Origin of the sequence: Lunatimonas salinarum, assembly GCF_017811155.1 — a bacterium.
GTDB classification, from domain to species: domain Bacteria; phylum Bacteroidota; class Bacteroidia; order Cytophagales; family Cyclobacteriaceae; genus Lunatimonas; species Lunatimonas salinarum.
Genome location: NZ_JACVCV010000011.1, coordinates 122,398 through 135,277, shown reverse-complemented (window position 1 = coordinate 135,277; position 12,880 = coordinate 122,398). Strand labels below are relative to the sequence as shown.

Below are 12,880 nucleotides of genomic sequence, written 5' to 3'. Positions count from 1 at the left end.
ACAATACTTTTTTTATCTTTATAAATTGGGCACAAATTGAGGAATCATATGAAAGATTTGCTAGCTTTTTTAAAGGAAGTCATTTTTACATCTGTAGAGAGATTGAAGTTTCCTGTTTTTAGTTCGGTGCTGATTTCCTGGAGTTTACTTAATTGGCAGATAATACTTATTTTATTTTTTTCTCAAAAGTCTATTGAGGAACGCATTGCTGTGATACGTTTTTACCACATAGATCCTATTTTTAATATTTGGCTGCCTCTGTTATTTGGCTTTTGCTATGTGTTTGGCCTTCCTTTATTAAAAAAGCTTCTCTTTATGTCATTGCATGATATAAATTTAGAGAATTGGACGGACCAAATGAATTATAAAATTGGTTCGTATCAAAAAAGAATTGAGTTAGAAAAAGAAGAAAGAAAACTTCAATTGTTAAAGGCTGAAAATAAAGATATTAATGAGTTACGGAGGAAAATTGAAGATCTTGAGCAGGAAAAAATTGAATTGGGTAAAACGATAGATGCTTATAAAAAGCAGTATTATGAAAGTAATGAATTAATCGACAATTATAATAACGCCAAATCAGAAATTGAAAGAATAAAAGAGTATCAAGCCATAGATAGGTCAAGGATTGGAACTCAAATTGTAGAAATGCAGCAATTTGTCATGCAGTTACCAGATGAATTATTGATTGAATCAGGCCGTGGTTTCGAACTTGTTGACAGGAAGTACAAATCAGTTTTTTTATCAAAAACCATGGGGGATTCCCGATTTGTCATGAAGCCTTATGGTGAAGTTGATGAAGTACTAGCAAAGGTCGACATATTAAATTCTAGATTAATTGCAATACTTGACGCATATTCAAATAGAAAGGTGGGTGGGGTGGCCCCGAATTTGAGTGAATTGCGCGTTTTAAATGCTAACGGGATAATTTGGTCTACGGCAGTAAAAGACCAAGAATATGTGGGTTTAACAGACCTAGGTTACTATATTCTTCATTACTTGAAAGCAAATAGAACGGATGCGCGGGGAAAAACATCTAAAAAATAGTTTTATCATTAATTTTAAGCCAAAGAACTTCAATTTTTTATTTTTAAGGATTTTTTGTGGCTGAACCAAAAATGTTTTTCTCTGTCCTTTTCCCCCTCCCATCCCCGTGCGAACTTAGTCGCATGGGTGAATTGACCGTTTACAAGGCCGTTGCGGAGATGCGCAGGCTATCTGCCAGTGGGGAGGAAGTTTCCTTTTCCTTTACGTCGTATTCCGAATCCAAGCAGGAGACGCACGGCATCGTAGAAGTGCGCCGGGCTCGCCTTCGGGTCAGAGCCATAGACCATCCAGTGGAGAATGGCGACCTACTGGAACTCTATACCGACCTGGACACGCTGGAACAGCGGCGGTTTTACATTCCCACCCTGATGACCTTTAACGGCAAACTCCTGAAACTGCAATGATCCAAGACGCACCCGCACTAGATTAAAGCAGTTACCTGATGTATGATCCTTTGGGCTTTTTCAGGTATGGGATTTCGATCGGATGCCAAAGTAAGGACAGCTTTGGCCGGAATTTTTATAGCGTGCCACCATACCATGGCTCACTAAACTGGATCCTGCTCAGGTCCGGTATTCCGGACATATTGAAGTGCCTAAATAAAACGCCGGGAAGTCCAAACACACTAAAAGGCCTTGGATACGACCATTCAGGGAGAAGTTCAGCCTGGCCCGTAATCGAATAAACGGAGCTACTGGAGTCAACGGCACGCCGTTCAATTTGAATGATACAGGTTATTTAAGATTCGAATATTTTGGGTCTAATCAAATTAACAGTCCAGCGCTATATCAGGCGGTTTTGTGGATTTTGAGTTTGTCCTAACTTCATCCCTCCGGAAGGCAAATTGTTTTTGAAGATGGAGTACTCCATCAAGCCCATCTGTTGGCGCTTTCGCTCCTCATCCACGTGGGTATAGATCATCGTGGTCTCGATCTTTGTATGTCCCATGAGTTCTTTCAGGACTTCGATTGCTCCCCCTCTGCGTAGAAACTCCGTAGCAAATGTATGTCTCGCTAAATGTGTTGTGAGGTTTTTCCGGATATTGCATTTGATGGCAATATCTTTTAGCACCCGGTTTGTCGCTTGTAGGGCCATCGTTTCGAATAGCTTACCCTTCTTGGTTTGTATCAGGTAGAAAGCGGATTCAACTAGCGGTATTTTGATCCGTTTTTCAATACTTCGGGTTTTAAAGGGTTCAAAATCCAAGGTGTCGTCGTCAATATTTTTCCAGTCGACCCGCTCGATATCGCTAAACCGGAGACCTGTCATGGTGGAAAACAGAAACTGGCCCAATACGCGCTTATGGGTTTCTGAAATTTCCTCGCTCACGTAGTAGTGATGGAGTTTAGTCAATTCCTCCGGTTTTAGGTAGGTGATCCTCCCTTTGGATTGTGGAAGCTTAAACTTCGAAATGCTGTCAATGTCAATGGCGAGCCCCTGCTCGTGCGCGGCCTTGGCATACACCTTCACCGTTTTCAGGATTCCACCTACCGAATTGACCTTCATTCCCTGGTTGTTTTTTAACCAGGCCTGGAGGTCCTTCATCAGCTCGCCGTTCAGCTCCGAAAATTTTATTTCTTCTCTCCACTGCCGGATTTTGTTGATGCTCGCCAGGGAGTTTTTTCGGGTCTGGAGCTGGATTCGGTTGGCCTGGTACCTTTCTTCGATTTCAAGGTGCGACCACTGCAAAAAATTCGTTCTTGCGCCAAATCTACTGAATTCTTTCCGAAAAGATGCAGCAGTCAATTCTTGGTCATTATGGCGGTAATAAATGAAGATTTCGTTGGCTTTCGCCATCTGCATTTGGGCCAGCAAATTGAAGTCATGGGCTTGGGTATCCCCCTTGTATCGTTCAAGGAAAATACCGGCTTTAGCGTCAAAAAAAAACCACTGGCCAGGACACTTTTAAGGGTATCTGGAGCCTTTCGGAATTGACGATTATCTGGAGATATACGGGCGCTTCTCCGGATCGATTCATCCGGTCTTTACGGATTCGACATAGGGCACTAGCACGCATACCTCTACATCTTTCCGTGTGAAAAAAATGTGAAATGCGTTTTCGTGAACCCCGTTTCTGGGCTTCTGGAGGCAGGTTGTGTGAAATTTGTGTAACGGAGAAAACCCCCTCCAATGTGTCTTAAAGGCCGTTTTTGGCCAAATTTGTACCCAGGGCCGGAGTCGAACCGGCACGAGTGTAACCTCATTGGTGTTTGAGACCAACGCGTCTACCAATTCCGCCACCTGGGCAGGTACAATAGAAAGGGGATACGCTGCGACTAACATTGTTTTTGATCCTCGTAGATTAGTTTATCACCACAGACATCACTTTCTTTTCCGTTCCTTGCTGAACGGGATGCAAATATGGCTAAAGATTTTATTCTACACAACAAATTAAGGGGCGGTGCCAAAATATTTTTTTTGGTTGTGGGGTGTTTTTTGGCGATCTATTTGCCAGTCAGTTTGTTAGTGTTCGAACTGTATATAAACCGGACTGTCGTACCTCATGCCTAATAGATCAGCACCGTGGCCATGATTGATCCCTATTTCCAACAGGCCCAAACTATTGAACAAAGCAAAGCAATCTCCGGGCTCTACTTCGTGGTAACTATGTTGTAGGGTTTCCAAGGTTTCTCTACTAAACTCAATGGTGAAACGTCCCGGGTTCAATTTCTCGAAAACCTCCCTAGGTATGTTGGTAATCAGGTTTCCGTAATGGTCTACTCGCACCACATACCCGATAATTTCCTTTTTACTGGCCTTGAACTGACGGGATATTACCTTGCGGATGGATTGCAAAGGACCTCCGAAATCGTGTATGGCTGCACCACTTGCTACCTTTGCGGCAATGGGGGCCAAAATGTCCTTGGCGGGAAAGGTGCTGTCTCGCAAGTGGGCGCTGGAGAACTTTACGATGATCCCTGGGTCATGGTCAGCAAGCATGCTCAGCACGCCGTTATTGGGCCCAATGAATACGTGCTCATTGAGTTTGATACCAATAAATCCGTCCGCTTGTGCACTCGTGCTGTTAAGTGCCACCAAGTGAACAGATCCCTTTGGGAAATCGTTGTAAACGGCGCGCAACACAAAAGAAGCGTGGGCAATATCATATAAGCCCAACTGATGGGTGATATCCACGATGATGAGTTGTGGGTTTATGGAAAGCATCTTCGCTTTGACCGCAGGAACGTAGTAGTCCTCCAATCCAAAGTCGGAAGTGAATGTTATTAATGCCATAGAAGCAAATCATTTAAAAATTGTTACTTTTGTATCATGTGCTAAACAAAAATAGGAATTTTATCCTTGTTAGAATAGGCTGAGCGAAAATAGAAGAAATCAGGATTGGTAGAAAAAGTAATTACACTGGAAAATGTCTCTTTGTTGGAGTTTTTGGGGTCTGACAATGAGAACATACGGCAAATTGCCTCGGCATTTCCCGAAAGTAAGATCATATCAAGAGGAAATGAAATCCGCATAAAGGGGCAAGCGCCGGAAATACTCCGTATCAACGATATTCTCAACATGCTGTTGGAGCATTTAAACCGATTTGGGCGGGTGACTCCGGAAAACGTGCGGGATTATATTTCCTTGGAAAATACCCCTGTCGACCAAATGCAGGGCAAGAACGAAACGATTCTTTATGGGAATAAGGGGTTGGTTATTAAGCCTAAGTCGCCCAATCAGAAGAAGTTGGTGGAAGCATCGTTTAAGAATGACCTTGTATTTGCTCTGGGCCCTGCGGGCAGTGGGAAGACCTACATCGCTGTGGCACTTGCCGTGAGGGCGCTTAAAAACAGGGAGGTAAAGCGAATCATTATTACCCGTCCTGCAGTTGAGGCAGGTGAAAATCTGGGGTTTTTGCCGGGTGATCTCCAGGAAAAGCTGGATCCTTACCTTAGGCCGATCTATGACGCATTAGGCGACATGGTGCCATCTGAGAAGCTGAAATTTTATCAAGAAACCCGCGTGATTGAAATTGCACCTCTTGCCTATATGCGGGGTAGAACCCTGCACGATGCATTTATCTTGTTGGATGAAGCCCAAAACACCACGAGCGAGCAGATAAAAATGTTCCTAACAAGAATGGGACCGAACTCCAAAGTCATCATTACCGGAGACCAATCTCAAGTAGATTTGCCCCGGCGTCAAAAATCCGGGCTTTCCGAGTCACTAAAAATCCTCAAGGAGGTGAAGGGGATCGGAGTTGTTCAGTTGACCGGGAAGGATGTTGTCAGGCACCGTTTGGTCAAATCCATAATAGACGCTTACGAGAAACACGAAAGCATTGAAGAAAAGGAGAGGTTCTATGGCGATAGAAGTAAACAAAGTCAATAACCCCGACGAGCTTGAAGTGCTTTTTAGGATTCGTGAGGAAGTTTTTGTGATTGAGCAGCACGTAGCTCCTGAAGAAGAATATGATGAATACGAGGAGCGGTCTACCCATTTTCTGGCCAAATACGACGACGTCCCCGTTGCGACTGCTAGGTGGCGTTTTACGGATAAAGGCGTGAAATTGGAACGGTTCGCAGTACTCAAATTATATCGAAGCCGTGGAGTTGGCCAAGCTTTGTTAAAGGCGGTTTTGGGCGATATTGATCAAAATCCCGCGGCGGAAGGTAGGATTCGCTACCTTCATGCCCAGATAACAGCCATGGGTTTATATGAAAAATTTGGGTTTGAAAAGGTGGGGGATAAATTTGAAGAATGTAGCATCCTTCATTACAAGATGAAACTAGATCCTCCGTCTTCGAAATAATGTGATGTAGCGCCCACATTTTTTATAGGCGAGAGTAAGTCCAAACTTTACTTTTTGGGGCATTTCCGGGATTGGTCGGTATTCCTGTACTTCCAGGGTATTTATTAATGGAAAGCGAACGAAATGCTTGTGCTTTTTTATCATTGAGTTTTTTTGTTGACTGACAGAAGATAAGCTTGATGGGATTCGTCATTGTTCGTATATTGTGGAAAATGTGTAGGTTATGCCGTTTAATCAGTTTCCCTTTTTACGGTATGTGTTTTTTTTCTTTGTAGGGGTATGGTTGTACCCAAGCACGTTTTTTTTGTCGGGATACGGGTGGATAGGCGGCACATTTTTTTTGTTGGTAGTGTATGCTGGTTTATTGTATTCCGATCTTCGTTTTCGGACTTACTTTTATATCGATTTATTACCGATCACCGCTTATGGAATACTGATGTTAGCAGGCGTTGCATTTGCACATCAAAAGGATGTTAGAAATGATCCCTCCCACCTCCTTTTTCAAGGCGAGATAAATGGATATGTGGCCACGGTGATGGAAATAGATGAACCCAAAGCCAAGTGGGTAGCGAATCGGGTGGAGGTAGTAGCGGTAAGGTGCGAGGGTGCGTTTCACGCTGTAAGCGGAGTTGTGTTGATTTATCATGTAGGTGAAGTTGCTTTGATGCCAGGGGATGTCGTTTACATACAAGGTACACCCAGGCGGATAGCACCTCCTGAAAATCCCGGTGAATTTGACTACCAAAAATTTATGGAACGACAACAGGTCTACCATCGTCATTTTATAAACAAGCCTGTACAAATTTTAACAGAAAGGCAGCCTCTCGGGTTGTTTAAGCGGATGGTGGTGCTTAGGGATCGGCTAGCACAGCGAATGGATCTATACCTTCAGCGTACAGAGGCAAGGCAGATTGCCAAAGCACTGCTACTGGGTCAGAAAGACACCATGGATTCGGATATGAAAGAAGCTTATGCTACTGCCGGCGCAATGCATGTCCTGGCAGTTTCGGGGCTACATGTAGGGATCGTTTATGGATTTTTCTTTCTCTTCTGGAAACCTCAACGGCTTACTTTTTTACGGAGGGTGTTTCTGCTATCCGTGGTTATCTGCATCATATGGGTTTATGCGATGATTACCGGGATGTCACCTTCAGTCATGCGGGCGGCTACCATGCTTACTTTTGTAGCTATGGCACAGATAAAATCCCGAAGCCCATCAATCTTCAACCCATTAGCCCTTTCAGCCTTGATGTTGGTGCTTTATGACCCCTTTATTTTTTATGCTGTAGGCTTTCAGCTGTCCTATGCCGCATTGTTGGGAATCTTGCTTTTTCAGCCTGTAATCGTCGGATGGTGGACTCCGGGTTCAAAAATAGTGGATTATTTTTGGCAAATTGTAAGCGTAAGTATAGCCGCCCAGCTAGCTACTTTTCCCCTTACACTCCACTATTTCCATAGCTTCCCCACCTACTTTTTGCTGTCGAATCTTATCGCAATTCCGGGGGCCTTTGCCATTATGGCGCTGGGAATTCCGTTCTTGCTCTTTTCCTTCATTCCTTTTCTTGGGATTTGGCTGGGAAAGCTGCTGGAATGGGCAGTGTATCTATTCAATGCTTTGATTTACAGTGTTCAATACCTCCCAAATGCAAAACTCGACCACCTTTACTTGGACTTGGTCGAAATGGCCTTGGTATGGGTGCTGCTTGCCATGCTGTTTTGGTGGGTTTCGGATAGGGCTAAGGTAGCTTACCGATTGACGATGGCGACCCTGTTCTTATTGGTATGCTATCAATTCTGGGTTTTTGCCCGTGGGTACTACGCTGAGGATTGGGTGGTGTACCGCCTATCTAAAGGAACTTTAGTAGATTGGTATTATCGGGGTATGCTCTATAGCTTTCAGAAAGAGGTGACGGAGGAGGAGTTCCGGTACAAGGTACTGCCCAATCGGATTCGACGGGGTACTTTCGATCCGCTGCAGCTTCATGGATTTGAGGTGAAGGGAGAGACCTTTTTGGTATCTCCCAAGGGTGATCTGTTTTTTCTGGATACAGACCGAGGGGAACTTCTTACGGTAGAAAAAGGGTTTGGGTTAGATGGTTTGCCACATACTCATCCTCAAGTTAATATCTCTGGAAGCCAAAAGGATTTTTTCGATTAACTTGCCAGCCGGCTAAGAGTAGCTTATCTTCAACAAAAAAGGACGGGCTGAAGGGGGTGATCCAAGTGGACCCTTCGTGCCGAAAGATGATTCCATGGCTGCGTCAAAGGAAACAGCATTACAGGTTTTAAAATCCATCTTTGGATTTTCGGATTTTCGTCCATTACAGGAGGAAATCGTGCTTTCTGTGGCGGGAGGTAGGGATACCTTTGCGATTCTTCCTACGGGAGGAGGTAAATCGCTTTGTTTTCAGGTTCCAGCACTTATGCATGAGGGGATTTGCTTGGTAGTAAGTCCGCTGATAGCGCTGATGAAAGATCAGGTGGATAACCTAAAGAAGAAGGGTGTCAAGGCTGTGGCGGTGTATTCGGGGATGCGGCCGAGGGAAATTGATGTCCTTTTGGACAATTGCATCTATGGGGAAGTAAAGTTTTTGTACGTTTCCCCCGAGCGGCTAAAAACGGATCTTTTTTTGGAGCGGTTCAGGCAAATGAAGGTTTCCATGATCGCTGTAGATGAGGCACACTGCATTTCCCAATGGGGGTATGATTTCCGACCGCCCTATCTTGAGATAGCAGCACTTAGGGAAATTCACCCACAGGTTCCGTTTATCGCCCTGACAGCCTCTGCTACCTTAGATGTGCAGAAAGATATTATTGATAAGCTTGAGTTGAAGGACTGCGCAGTATTTGCGCAGTCCGCAAAGCGCCGAAATATTTCTTTTGTGGCAAGAGAAGCCGAAAATAAATTTGAAAAGGCCTGGGAGGTACTCAAGAAGGTGCAAGGATCTGCAATCTTGTATGTTAGAAATCGAAAAGGCACCAAGGAAATGTCTGATCAGCTCAACCGTCTGGGTATTTCCGCTACTTACTACCATGCGGGACTCAATAGCGAGGAGCGTTCTGTCCGACAGGTAGCTTGGATCAACGGGAAGGTACGGGTGATGGTGGCAACAAATGCTTTTGGAATGGGTATTGATAAACCAGACGTTCGTGTAGTAATTCATTTGGATCTGCCGGAAAATCTGGAAAACTATTACCAAGAGGCCGGACGGGCGGGCCGTGATGGGTTTAAGGCATTTGCTGTTTTGTATTACAGCCTACATGATATCGCACAGCTTCAGGAACGCGCCGCACAGACCTATCCGTCTTTGGAGTTTATCCGAAAGGTATATCAAAGTCTCGCAAATCATTATCGGATAGCCGTGGGCAGCAGTGAGATGAGTAGCTTTGATTTTGATTTGCATTCCTTTACCCAGACTTACCAGTTGGATGCATTGCTCACGTACAATGCGCTAAAGGTGATGCAGGAGGAATCGCTACTCTTGCTTAGTGAAGGACTGCTGGTACCCTCTACCATACACATCCCTGTTTCACAGTCGCAGCTTTACGAAGTACAGGTCCGCTATGCTAGTTTGGATCCATTAGTGAAGTTATTGCTGAGGATGTATGGAGGCGAATTGTTTTCCGGCTATGTCAAAGTGCAGGAGGGGAGATTGGCCAAGGCGCTGGGATTGTCAGAGACACAGATAGAGAAAATGCTTCAGAAGCTGGACTCGTTGGAGGTTTTGGCATATAATCCTCGAAGGGATCAACCACAAGTCACCTTTTTGACTCCACGTTTTGACGCAGGGAAGCTGCCGTTAAACCAAAAGAGGATTGGTCATCGCCGCGATTTGGCTGTCCGAAAGGCACGATCTATGGCGGCCTACGCAGAAAATAAGCAACTTTGTCGCACGCTGGTGTTGCTGGACTATTTTGGAGAGCATACGGACGAGGTTTGCGGGATTTGCGATGTATGCCTGAATAGGAAGAAGTTGACACTGGACGTAGGTAGCGAAGAAGGTATCCGGGAAAAGATTCTGATAACATTGTCCGGGGGTAAAGCGTTTTCTCTCAGGAAGCTCCTGGCGGAAGCTGGCTACAACGATAGTTTGGAAGCGGCCGAAATTGTACGTATGATGGAGGATGAAGAAGTCATTACAACAACGGCGGACGGCAGGATTAAACTTAAAATGGAATGACCTACATTGACGACCTGTTAGGGAAGCTTTTTCCCACAAGGAGTAAGAAGCTATCCCATAAAGAGAATTTTCTGGAGTCCCGGGAGGAAGCATCAGAGACGTTGGCTTGGATGGATTCTGACGAAGGCGAAGGCGTATTAAGTTTGATTTACAATAACTACCACCTGAAAACAATCGGGATCAACAAGAAGCCCGAAGTACATGTGTTGAATAGCCCTTATGCCAATGGATTGGCGATAAGCTATGAAAAGCCTTTGACTCCTGTCGATTTTCAGCATTTATTCTTTGCTTTTGGCGACCGTTTGTTAGCTTTGGGATATCATCGGGTAAGTTTGGACCGAAAAATGGAGGAATTGGCGGATCGGGTTCGCATGACAGAAAAGTTGTACTACAAGCCCCCGTTTTCCTCTGCCATGCCGAATCAGCCTATCGATCAGCTTTTTGGTAACGTAAGTATCGAAAAGGTTTCCCTTGACAATAAGCCCAGTTTCTTGAAACTATTGGTAACGGTATATTCCGACCGGATGTACTTGCCTGCAAAACCTTTCAGCGAGTTTATTGAAAGGGTATTTAAACGATAAGTCAGTTATGAACAGAAGCCAATTGAAGTTTTTACTGGAGCATTATAAAACGGTCTTTGAGGAGGAGCAGCATTTCGTTCGCGATTTTCTTGATCTCGTGGATCATCCATTGGCTTTCAGCAGAGAACGGACAGCGGGACATTTCACAGCTTCCGCATGGATTGTAAACAAAACCCGCACGCACACCCTGCTCACCCTTCATAAAAAGCTGAATAAATGGCTTCAGTTGGGGGGGCATGCTGATGGAAACGATAATCTTTTGGAGGTAAGCCTTACCGAGGCGAGAGAGGAAAGCGGTTTGACTTCTCTCCGCTTGGTGGATCGGACCATCTTCGATATAGACAGGCATCTGATTCCTGCAAGGGGAGACGTGGCAGAGCACTTTCACTACGACGTCCGGTTTTTGATTGAAGCGGAGATGGATGAACCACTTATTCTCAGCAAAGAGAGCAAAGAACTCGCTTGGGTGGGATTTGACATGGTGGAAACGTTTGTCAATGGAAATCTGTCCATCCTTCGTATGCTGGATAAAACAAGTCGTTCGGAAATAATCATGTAGTTTCTGAGGGCGACACCCTCCAAACTGGGGGGCTAGCCGTGGAATAGACGGGAAGAATCCCTATCTTTGCCAAAAAAACAACATGCGCAACATCTGCTGGCTTTTTGCCGCTTCCCTGCTATGGCTTTATTCTTGTAGCCCATCCCCGGACAAACTGTTTGAAGAGGGAGTGCAAGCATTAGAGCAGGGCGATTATAATAGGGCTGTCAGCCTACTGACGAGAGCGGTAGAGGCCGACGAAACGTTGGCCAATGCTTGGAATGCGATGGGTGTGGCTTACTTTGAGCAGCAGGATTGGGATCGAGCAGTCGATGCTTTTGACAAAGCGATCTCCCTGGACAGCACCTCCTATAAACCTTTCTTCAACAGGGGTAATGCTCAATTAGAAAAAAAGGAATTTCGAAATGCCGTAGTGGACTACAATAGGGCAAGCGCACTGGATCCAAACCAAACCGATATCTATTACAACCGGGGCTTAGCACTGTTAGGGATGGAATCGTATGAGGATGCGCTCTTTGAGTTCGATATGGCTTTGCAGGCAAACCCCAATCAGGCTATTGTACATTTTAACAAGGCCAAAGCACAGTTGGGTAACAACGACCCAATGGGAGCCATGGCTTCGCTGACAGAAGTAATAAATCTGGATAAGCGAAATGCGGCGGCGTTTTATCTAAAGGGTGTCACAGAGATGAGTGCTCTCGGGGATAAGGAAGGTGGCTGCGCCAACCTCAAGATGGCCTTGAGTTTGGGCTACACGGCCGCTAAGGAATGGATCGATGAATTTTGTGCGGACTAATGGCAGAACTTGGAAGCGACATTCATAGGGCAGCGGCGATTTTAAAAGGAGGAGAGCTGGTGGCCATCCCAACGGAGACAGTGTATGGATTGGCGGGAAATGCACTTGATCCGGTGGCGGTAACGAAGATTTTTGATACAAAAAATCGGCCCAGTTTCGATCCATTGATTGTGCACGTGGCAGATACGGATCAAGTGTATCGTTATATCCGGGAGTTTCCGGAGGAATTGAGAAAACTGGCGGACGCTTTCTGGCCGGGCCCCTTGACTTTACTGTTGCCTAAGAAGGATATTGTCCCTGATCTAGTTACAAGCGGGCTGGATACGGTCGCTGTCCGGGTGCCTTCCCATCCGGTGACTAGGGCCTTGTTGAAGGTGCTGGATTTTCCCTTAGCGGCACCTAGTGCTAATCCTTTTGGATATATCAGCCCCACGCGAGCGATACATGTAGAGGATCAGCTAGGCGATAGGATCCCGTACGTGTTGGATGGGGGAGATTGTTCCGTCGGTTTGGAAAGTACCATTGTCGGGTTGGAGCAGGGGCAGTTGATCATTTACCGTTTGGGGGGATTGTCGGTTTCCGCTATTGAAGAAGTGGTCGGTCCGGTTTTGATCTTACCTCAATCCAGTAGTAATCCCAAGTCACCGGGTATGTTAAAGAGCCATTATGCGCCGCGAACACCGGTCGTCCTAGGGGATTTGGACGAGTTGATAGTTCAATTTGGCCGTCAGGGTGAGGATTTTGCTGTATTGTCCTTTACTAAAGACTACCAAGGGATTGATGACCGTAAAAAGGTGGTTCTTAGTCCTGAGGGAGATTTTGGCGAAGCAGCCAGAAACCTATTTTCTGGTATGAGGTTTTTGGATAAGGCCGGGGTTTCTGTAATTTTGGCGGAGGAGTTGCCGGAAAAAAATTTGGGTAAAGCCATAAATGATCGCCTCAGAAGAGCGGCCGCTAGATAATTTG

Annotated in this window: 13 protein-coding genes and 1 tRNA gene; 10 read left to right on the top strand and 4 right to left on the bottom strand. The window is 45.4% G+C overall.

Annotated features, from left to right (window positions below):
- Positions 1-48: 48 nt before the first annotated feature.
- On the top strand, positions 49-1,044 hold the full coding sequence (locus IAQ59_RS14575) for a hypothetical protein (RefSeq protein ID WP_209331561.1): 996 nt from the start codon (positions 49-51) through the stop codon (positions 1,042-1,044).
- Positions 1,045-1,166: 122 nt separating this feature from the next.
- Positions 1,167-1,448, top strand: coding sequence for a hypothetical protein (locus tag IAQ59_RS14570; RefSeq protein ID WP_209331560.1), 282 nt, complete (start codon positions 1,167-1,169; stop codon positions 1,446-1,448).
- A gap of 379 nt (positions 1,449-1,827) precedes the next feature.
- Here the strand turns inward: IAQ59_RS14570 and IAQ59_RS14565 are convergent, their stop codons facing one another.
- The 4 genes from IAQ59_RS14565 to IAQ59_RS14550 all read right to left on the bottom strand — a co-directional run bounded on the left by IAQ59_RS14565 (position 1,828) and on the right by IAQ59_RS14550 (position 4,278).
- Complete coding sequence (locus tag IAQ59_RS14565) at positions 1,828-2,841, bottom strand: site-specific integrase (protein ID WP_209331559.1); 1,014 nt, start codon at positions 2,839-2,841, stop codon at positions 1,828-1,830.
- A gap of 79 nt (positions 2,842-2,920) precedes the next feature.
- Complete coding sequence (locus IAQ59_RS22785) at positions 2,921-3,061, bottom strand: Arm DNA-binding domain-containing protein (RefSeq protein WP_425342612.1); 141 nt, start codon at positions 3,059-3,061, stop codon at positions 2,921-2,923.
- A 146-nt stretch (positions 3,062-3,207) separates the two neighbouring features.
- Positions 3,208-3,291: transfer RNA gene (locus IAQ59_RS14555), tRNA-Leu, on the bottom strand.
- A gap of 216 nt (positions 3,292-3,507) precedes the next feature.
- A complete protein-coding gene (locus IAQ59_RS14550; RefSeq protein WP_209331557.1) occupies positions 3,508-4,278 on the bottom strand; it encodes an SAM hydrolase/SAM-dependent halogenase family protein in 771 nt (256 codons plus the stop codon).
- Positions 4,279-4,383: 105 nt separating this feature from the next.
- On the opposite strand from IAQ59_RS14550, the gene IAQ59_RS14545 reads away from it, so the two are divergent.
- From IAQ59_RS14545 to IAQ59_RS14510, 8 genes are all read left to right on the top strand, one after another.
- Entirely contained in the window at positions 4,384-5,376 is a 993-nt protein-coding gene (locus IAQ59_RS14545; RefSeq protein WP_209331556.1) for a PhoH family protein, read from the top strand.
- Positions 5,348-5,797 (top strand): GNAT family N-acetyltransferase, encoded by a 450-nt coding sequence (locus tag IAQ59_RS14540; RefSeq protein WP_209331555.1) that lies wholly within the window; start codon positions 5,348-5,350, stop codon positions 5,795-5,797. Before IAQ59_RS14545 ends, IAQ59_RS14540 begins: the two co-directional genes overlap by 29 nt.
- 223 nt (positions 5,798-6,020) lie before the next feature.
- Positions 6,021-7,955 (top strand): ComEC/Rec2 family competence protein, encoded by a 1,935-nt coding sequence (locus IAQ59_RS14535; RefSeq protein ID WP_209331554.1) that lies wholly within the window; start codon positions 6,021-6,023, stop codon positions 7,953-7,955.
- Between the two features lie 94 nt (positions 7,956-8,049).
- Positions 8,050-9,978, top strand: a complete 1,929-nt coding sequence (locus tag IAQ59_RS14530; protein WP_209331634.1) for a RecQ family ATP-dependent DNA helicase — start codon at positions 8,050-8,052, stop codon at positions 9,976-9,978.
- On the top strand, positions 9,975-10,559 hold the full coding sequence (locus IAQ59_RS14525) for a hypothetical protein (protein ID WP_209331553.1): 585 nt from the start codon (positions 9,975-9,977) through the stop codon (positions 10,557-10,559). Before IAQ59_RS14530 ends, IAQ59_RS14525 begins: the two co-directional genes overlap by 4 nt.
- Positions 10,560-10,566: 7 nt before the next feature.
- Positions 10,567-11,118, top strand: a complete 552-nt coding sequence (locus tag IAQ59_RS14520; protein WP_209331552.1) for an NUDIX hydrolase — start codon at positions 10,567-10,569, stop codon at positions 11,116-11,118.
- Positions 11,119-11,200: 82 nt separating this feature from the next.
- Positions 11,201-11,914: a tetratricopeptide repeat protein gene (locus IAQ59_RS14515; protein WP_209331551.1), complete on the top strand. Its 714-nt coding sequence runs from the start codon at positions 11,201-11,203 to the stop codon at positions 11,912-11,914.
- A complete protein-coding gene (locus IAQ59_RS14510) occupies positions 11,914-12,876 on the top strand; it encodes an L-threonylcarbamoyladenylate synthase (protein ID WP_209331550.1) in 963 nt (320 codons plus the stop codon). The genes IAQ59_RS14515 and IAQ59_RS14510 overlap by 1 nt, the downstream gene beginning before the upstream one ends.
- The last annotated feature ends 4 nt before the right edge of the window (positions 12,877-12,880 follow it).

Bases quoted from the DNA above. Each gene is read 5' to 3' on its own strand.
- IAQ59_RS14550 (WP_209331557.1), bottom strand. From the start codon at position 4,278: ATGGCATTAATAACATTCACTTCCGACTTTGGATTGGAGGACTACTAC.
- IAQ59_RS14535 (WP_209331554.1), top strand. From the start codon at position 6,021: ATGCCGTTTAATCAGTTTCCCTTTTTACGGTATGTGTTTTTTTTCTTT.
- IAQ59_RS14530 (WP_209331634.1), top strand. From the start codon at position 8,050: ATGGCTGCGTCAAAGGAAACAGCATTACAGGTTTTAAAATCCATCTTT.
- IAQ59_RS14520 (WP_209331552.1), top strand. From the start codon at position 10,567: ATGAACAGAAGCCAATTGAAGTTTTTACTGGAGCATTATAAAACGGTC.
- IAQ59_RS14570 (WP_209331560.1), top strand. From the start codon at position 1,167: ATGGGTGAATTGACCGTTTACAAGGCCGTTGCGGAGATGCGCAGGCTA.
- IAQ59_RS14575 (WP_209331561.1), top strand. From the start codon at position 49: ATGAAAGATTTGCTAGCTTTTTTAAAGGAAGTCATTTTTACATCTGTA.
- IAQ59_RS14510 (WP_209331550.1), top strand. From the start codon at position 11,914: ATGGCAGAACTTGGAAGCGACATTCATAGGGCAGCGGCGATTTTAAAA.
- IAQ59_RS14540 (WP_209331555.1), top strand. From the start codon at position 5,348: ATGGCGATAGAAGTAAACAAAGTCAATAACCCCGACGAGCTTGAAGTG.
- IAQ59_RS14525 (WP_209331553.1), top strand. From the start codon at position 9,975: ATGACCTACATTGACGACCTGTTAGGGAAGCTTTTTCCCACAAGGAGT.
- IAQ59_RS14515 (WP_209331551.1), top strand. From the start codon at position 11,201: ATGCGCAACATCTGCTGGCTTTTTGCCGCTTCCCTGCTATGGCTTTAT.
- IAQ59_RS22785 (WP_425342612.1), bottom strand. From the start codon at position 3,061: ATGCGTGCTAGTGCCCTATGTCGAATCCGTAAAGACCGGATGAATCGA.
- IAQ59_RS14565 (WP_209331559.1), bottom strand. From the start codon at position 2,841: ATGGCGAAAGCCAACGAAATCTTCATTTATTACCGCCATAATGACCAA.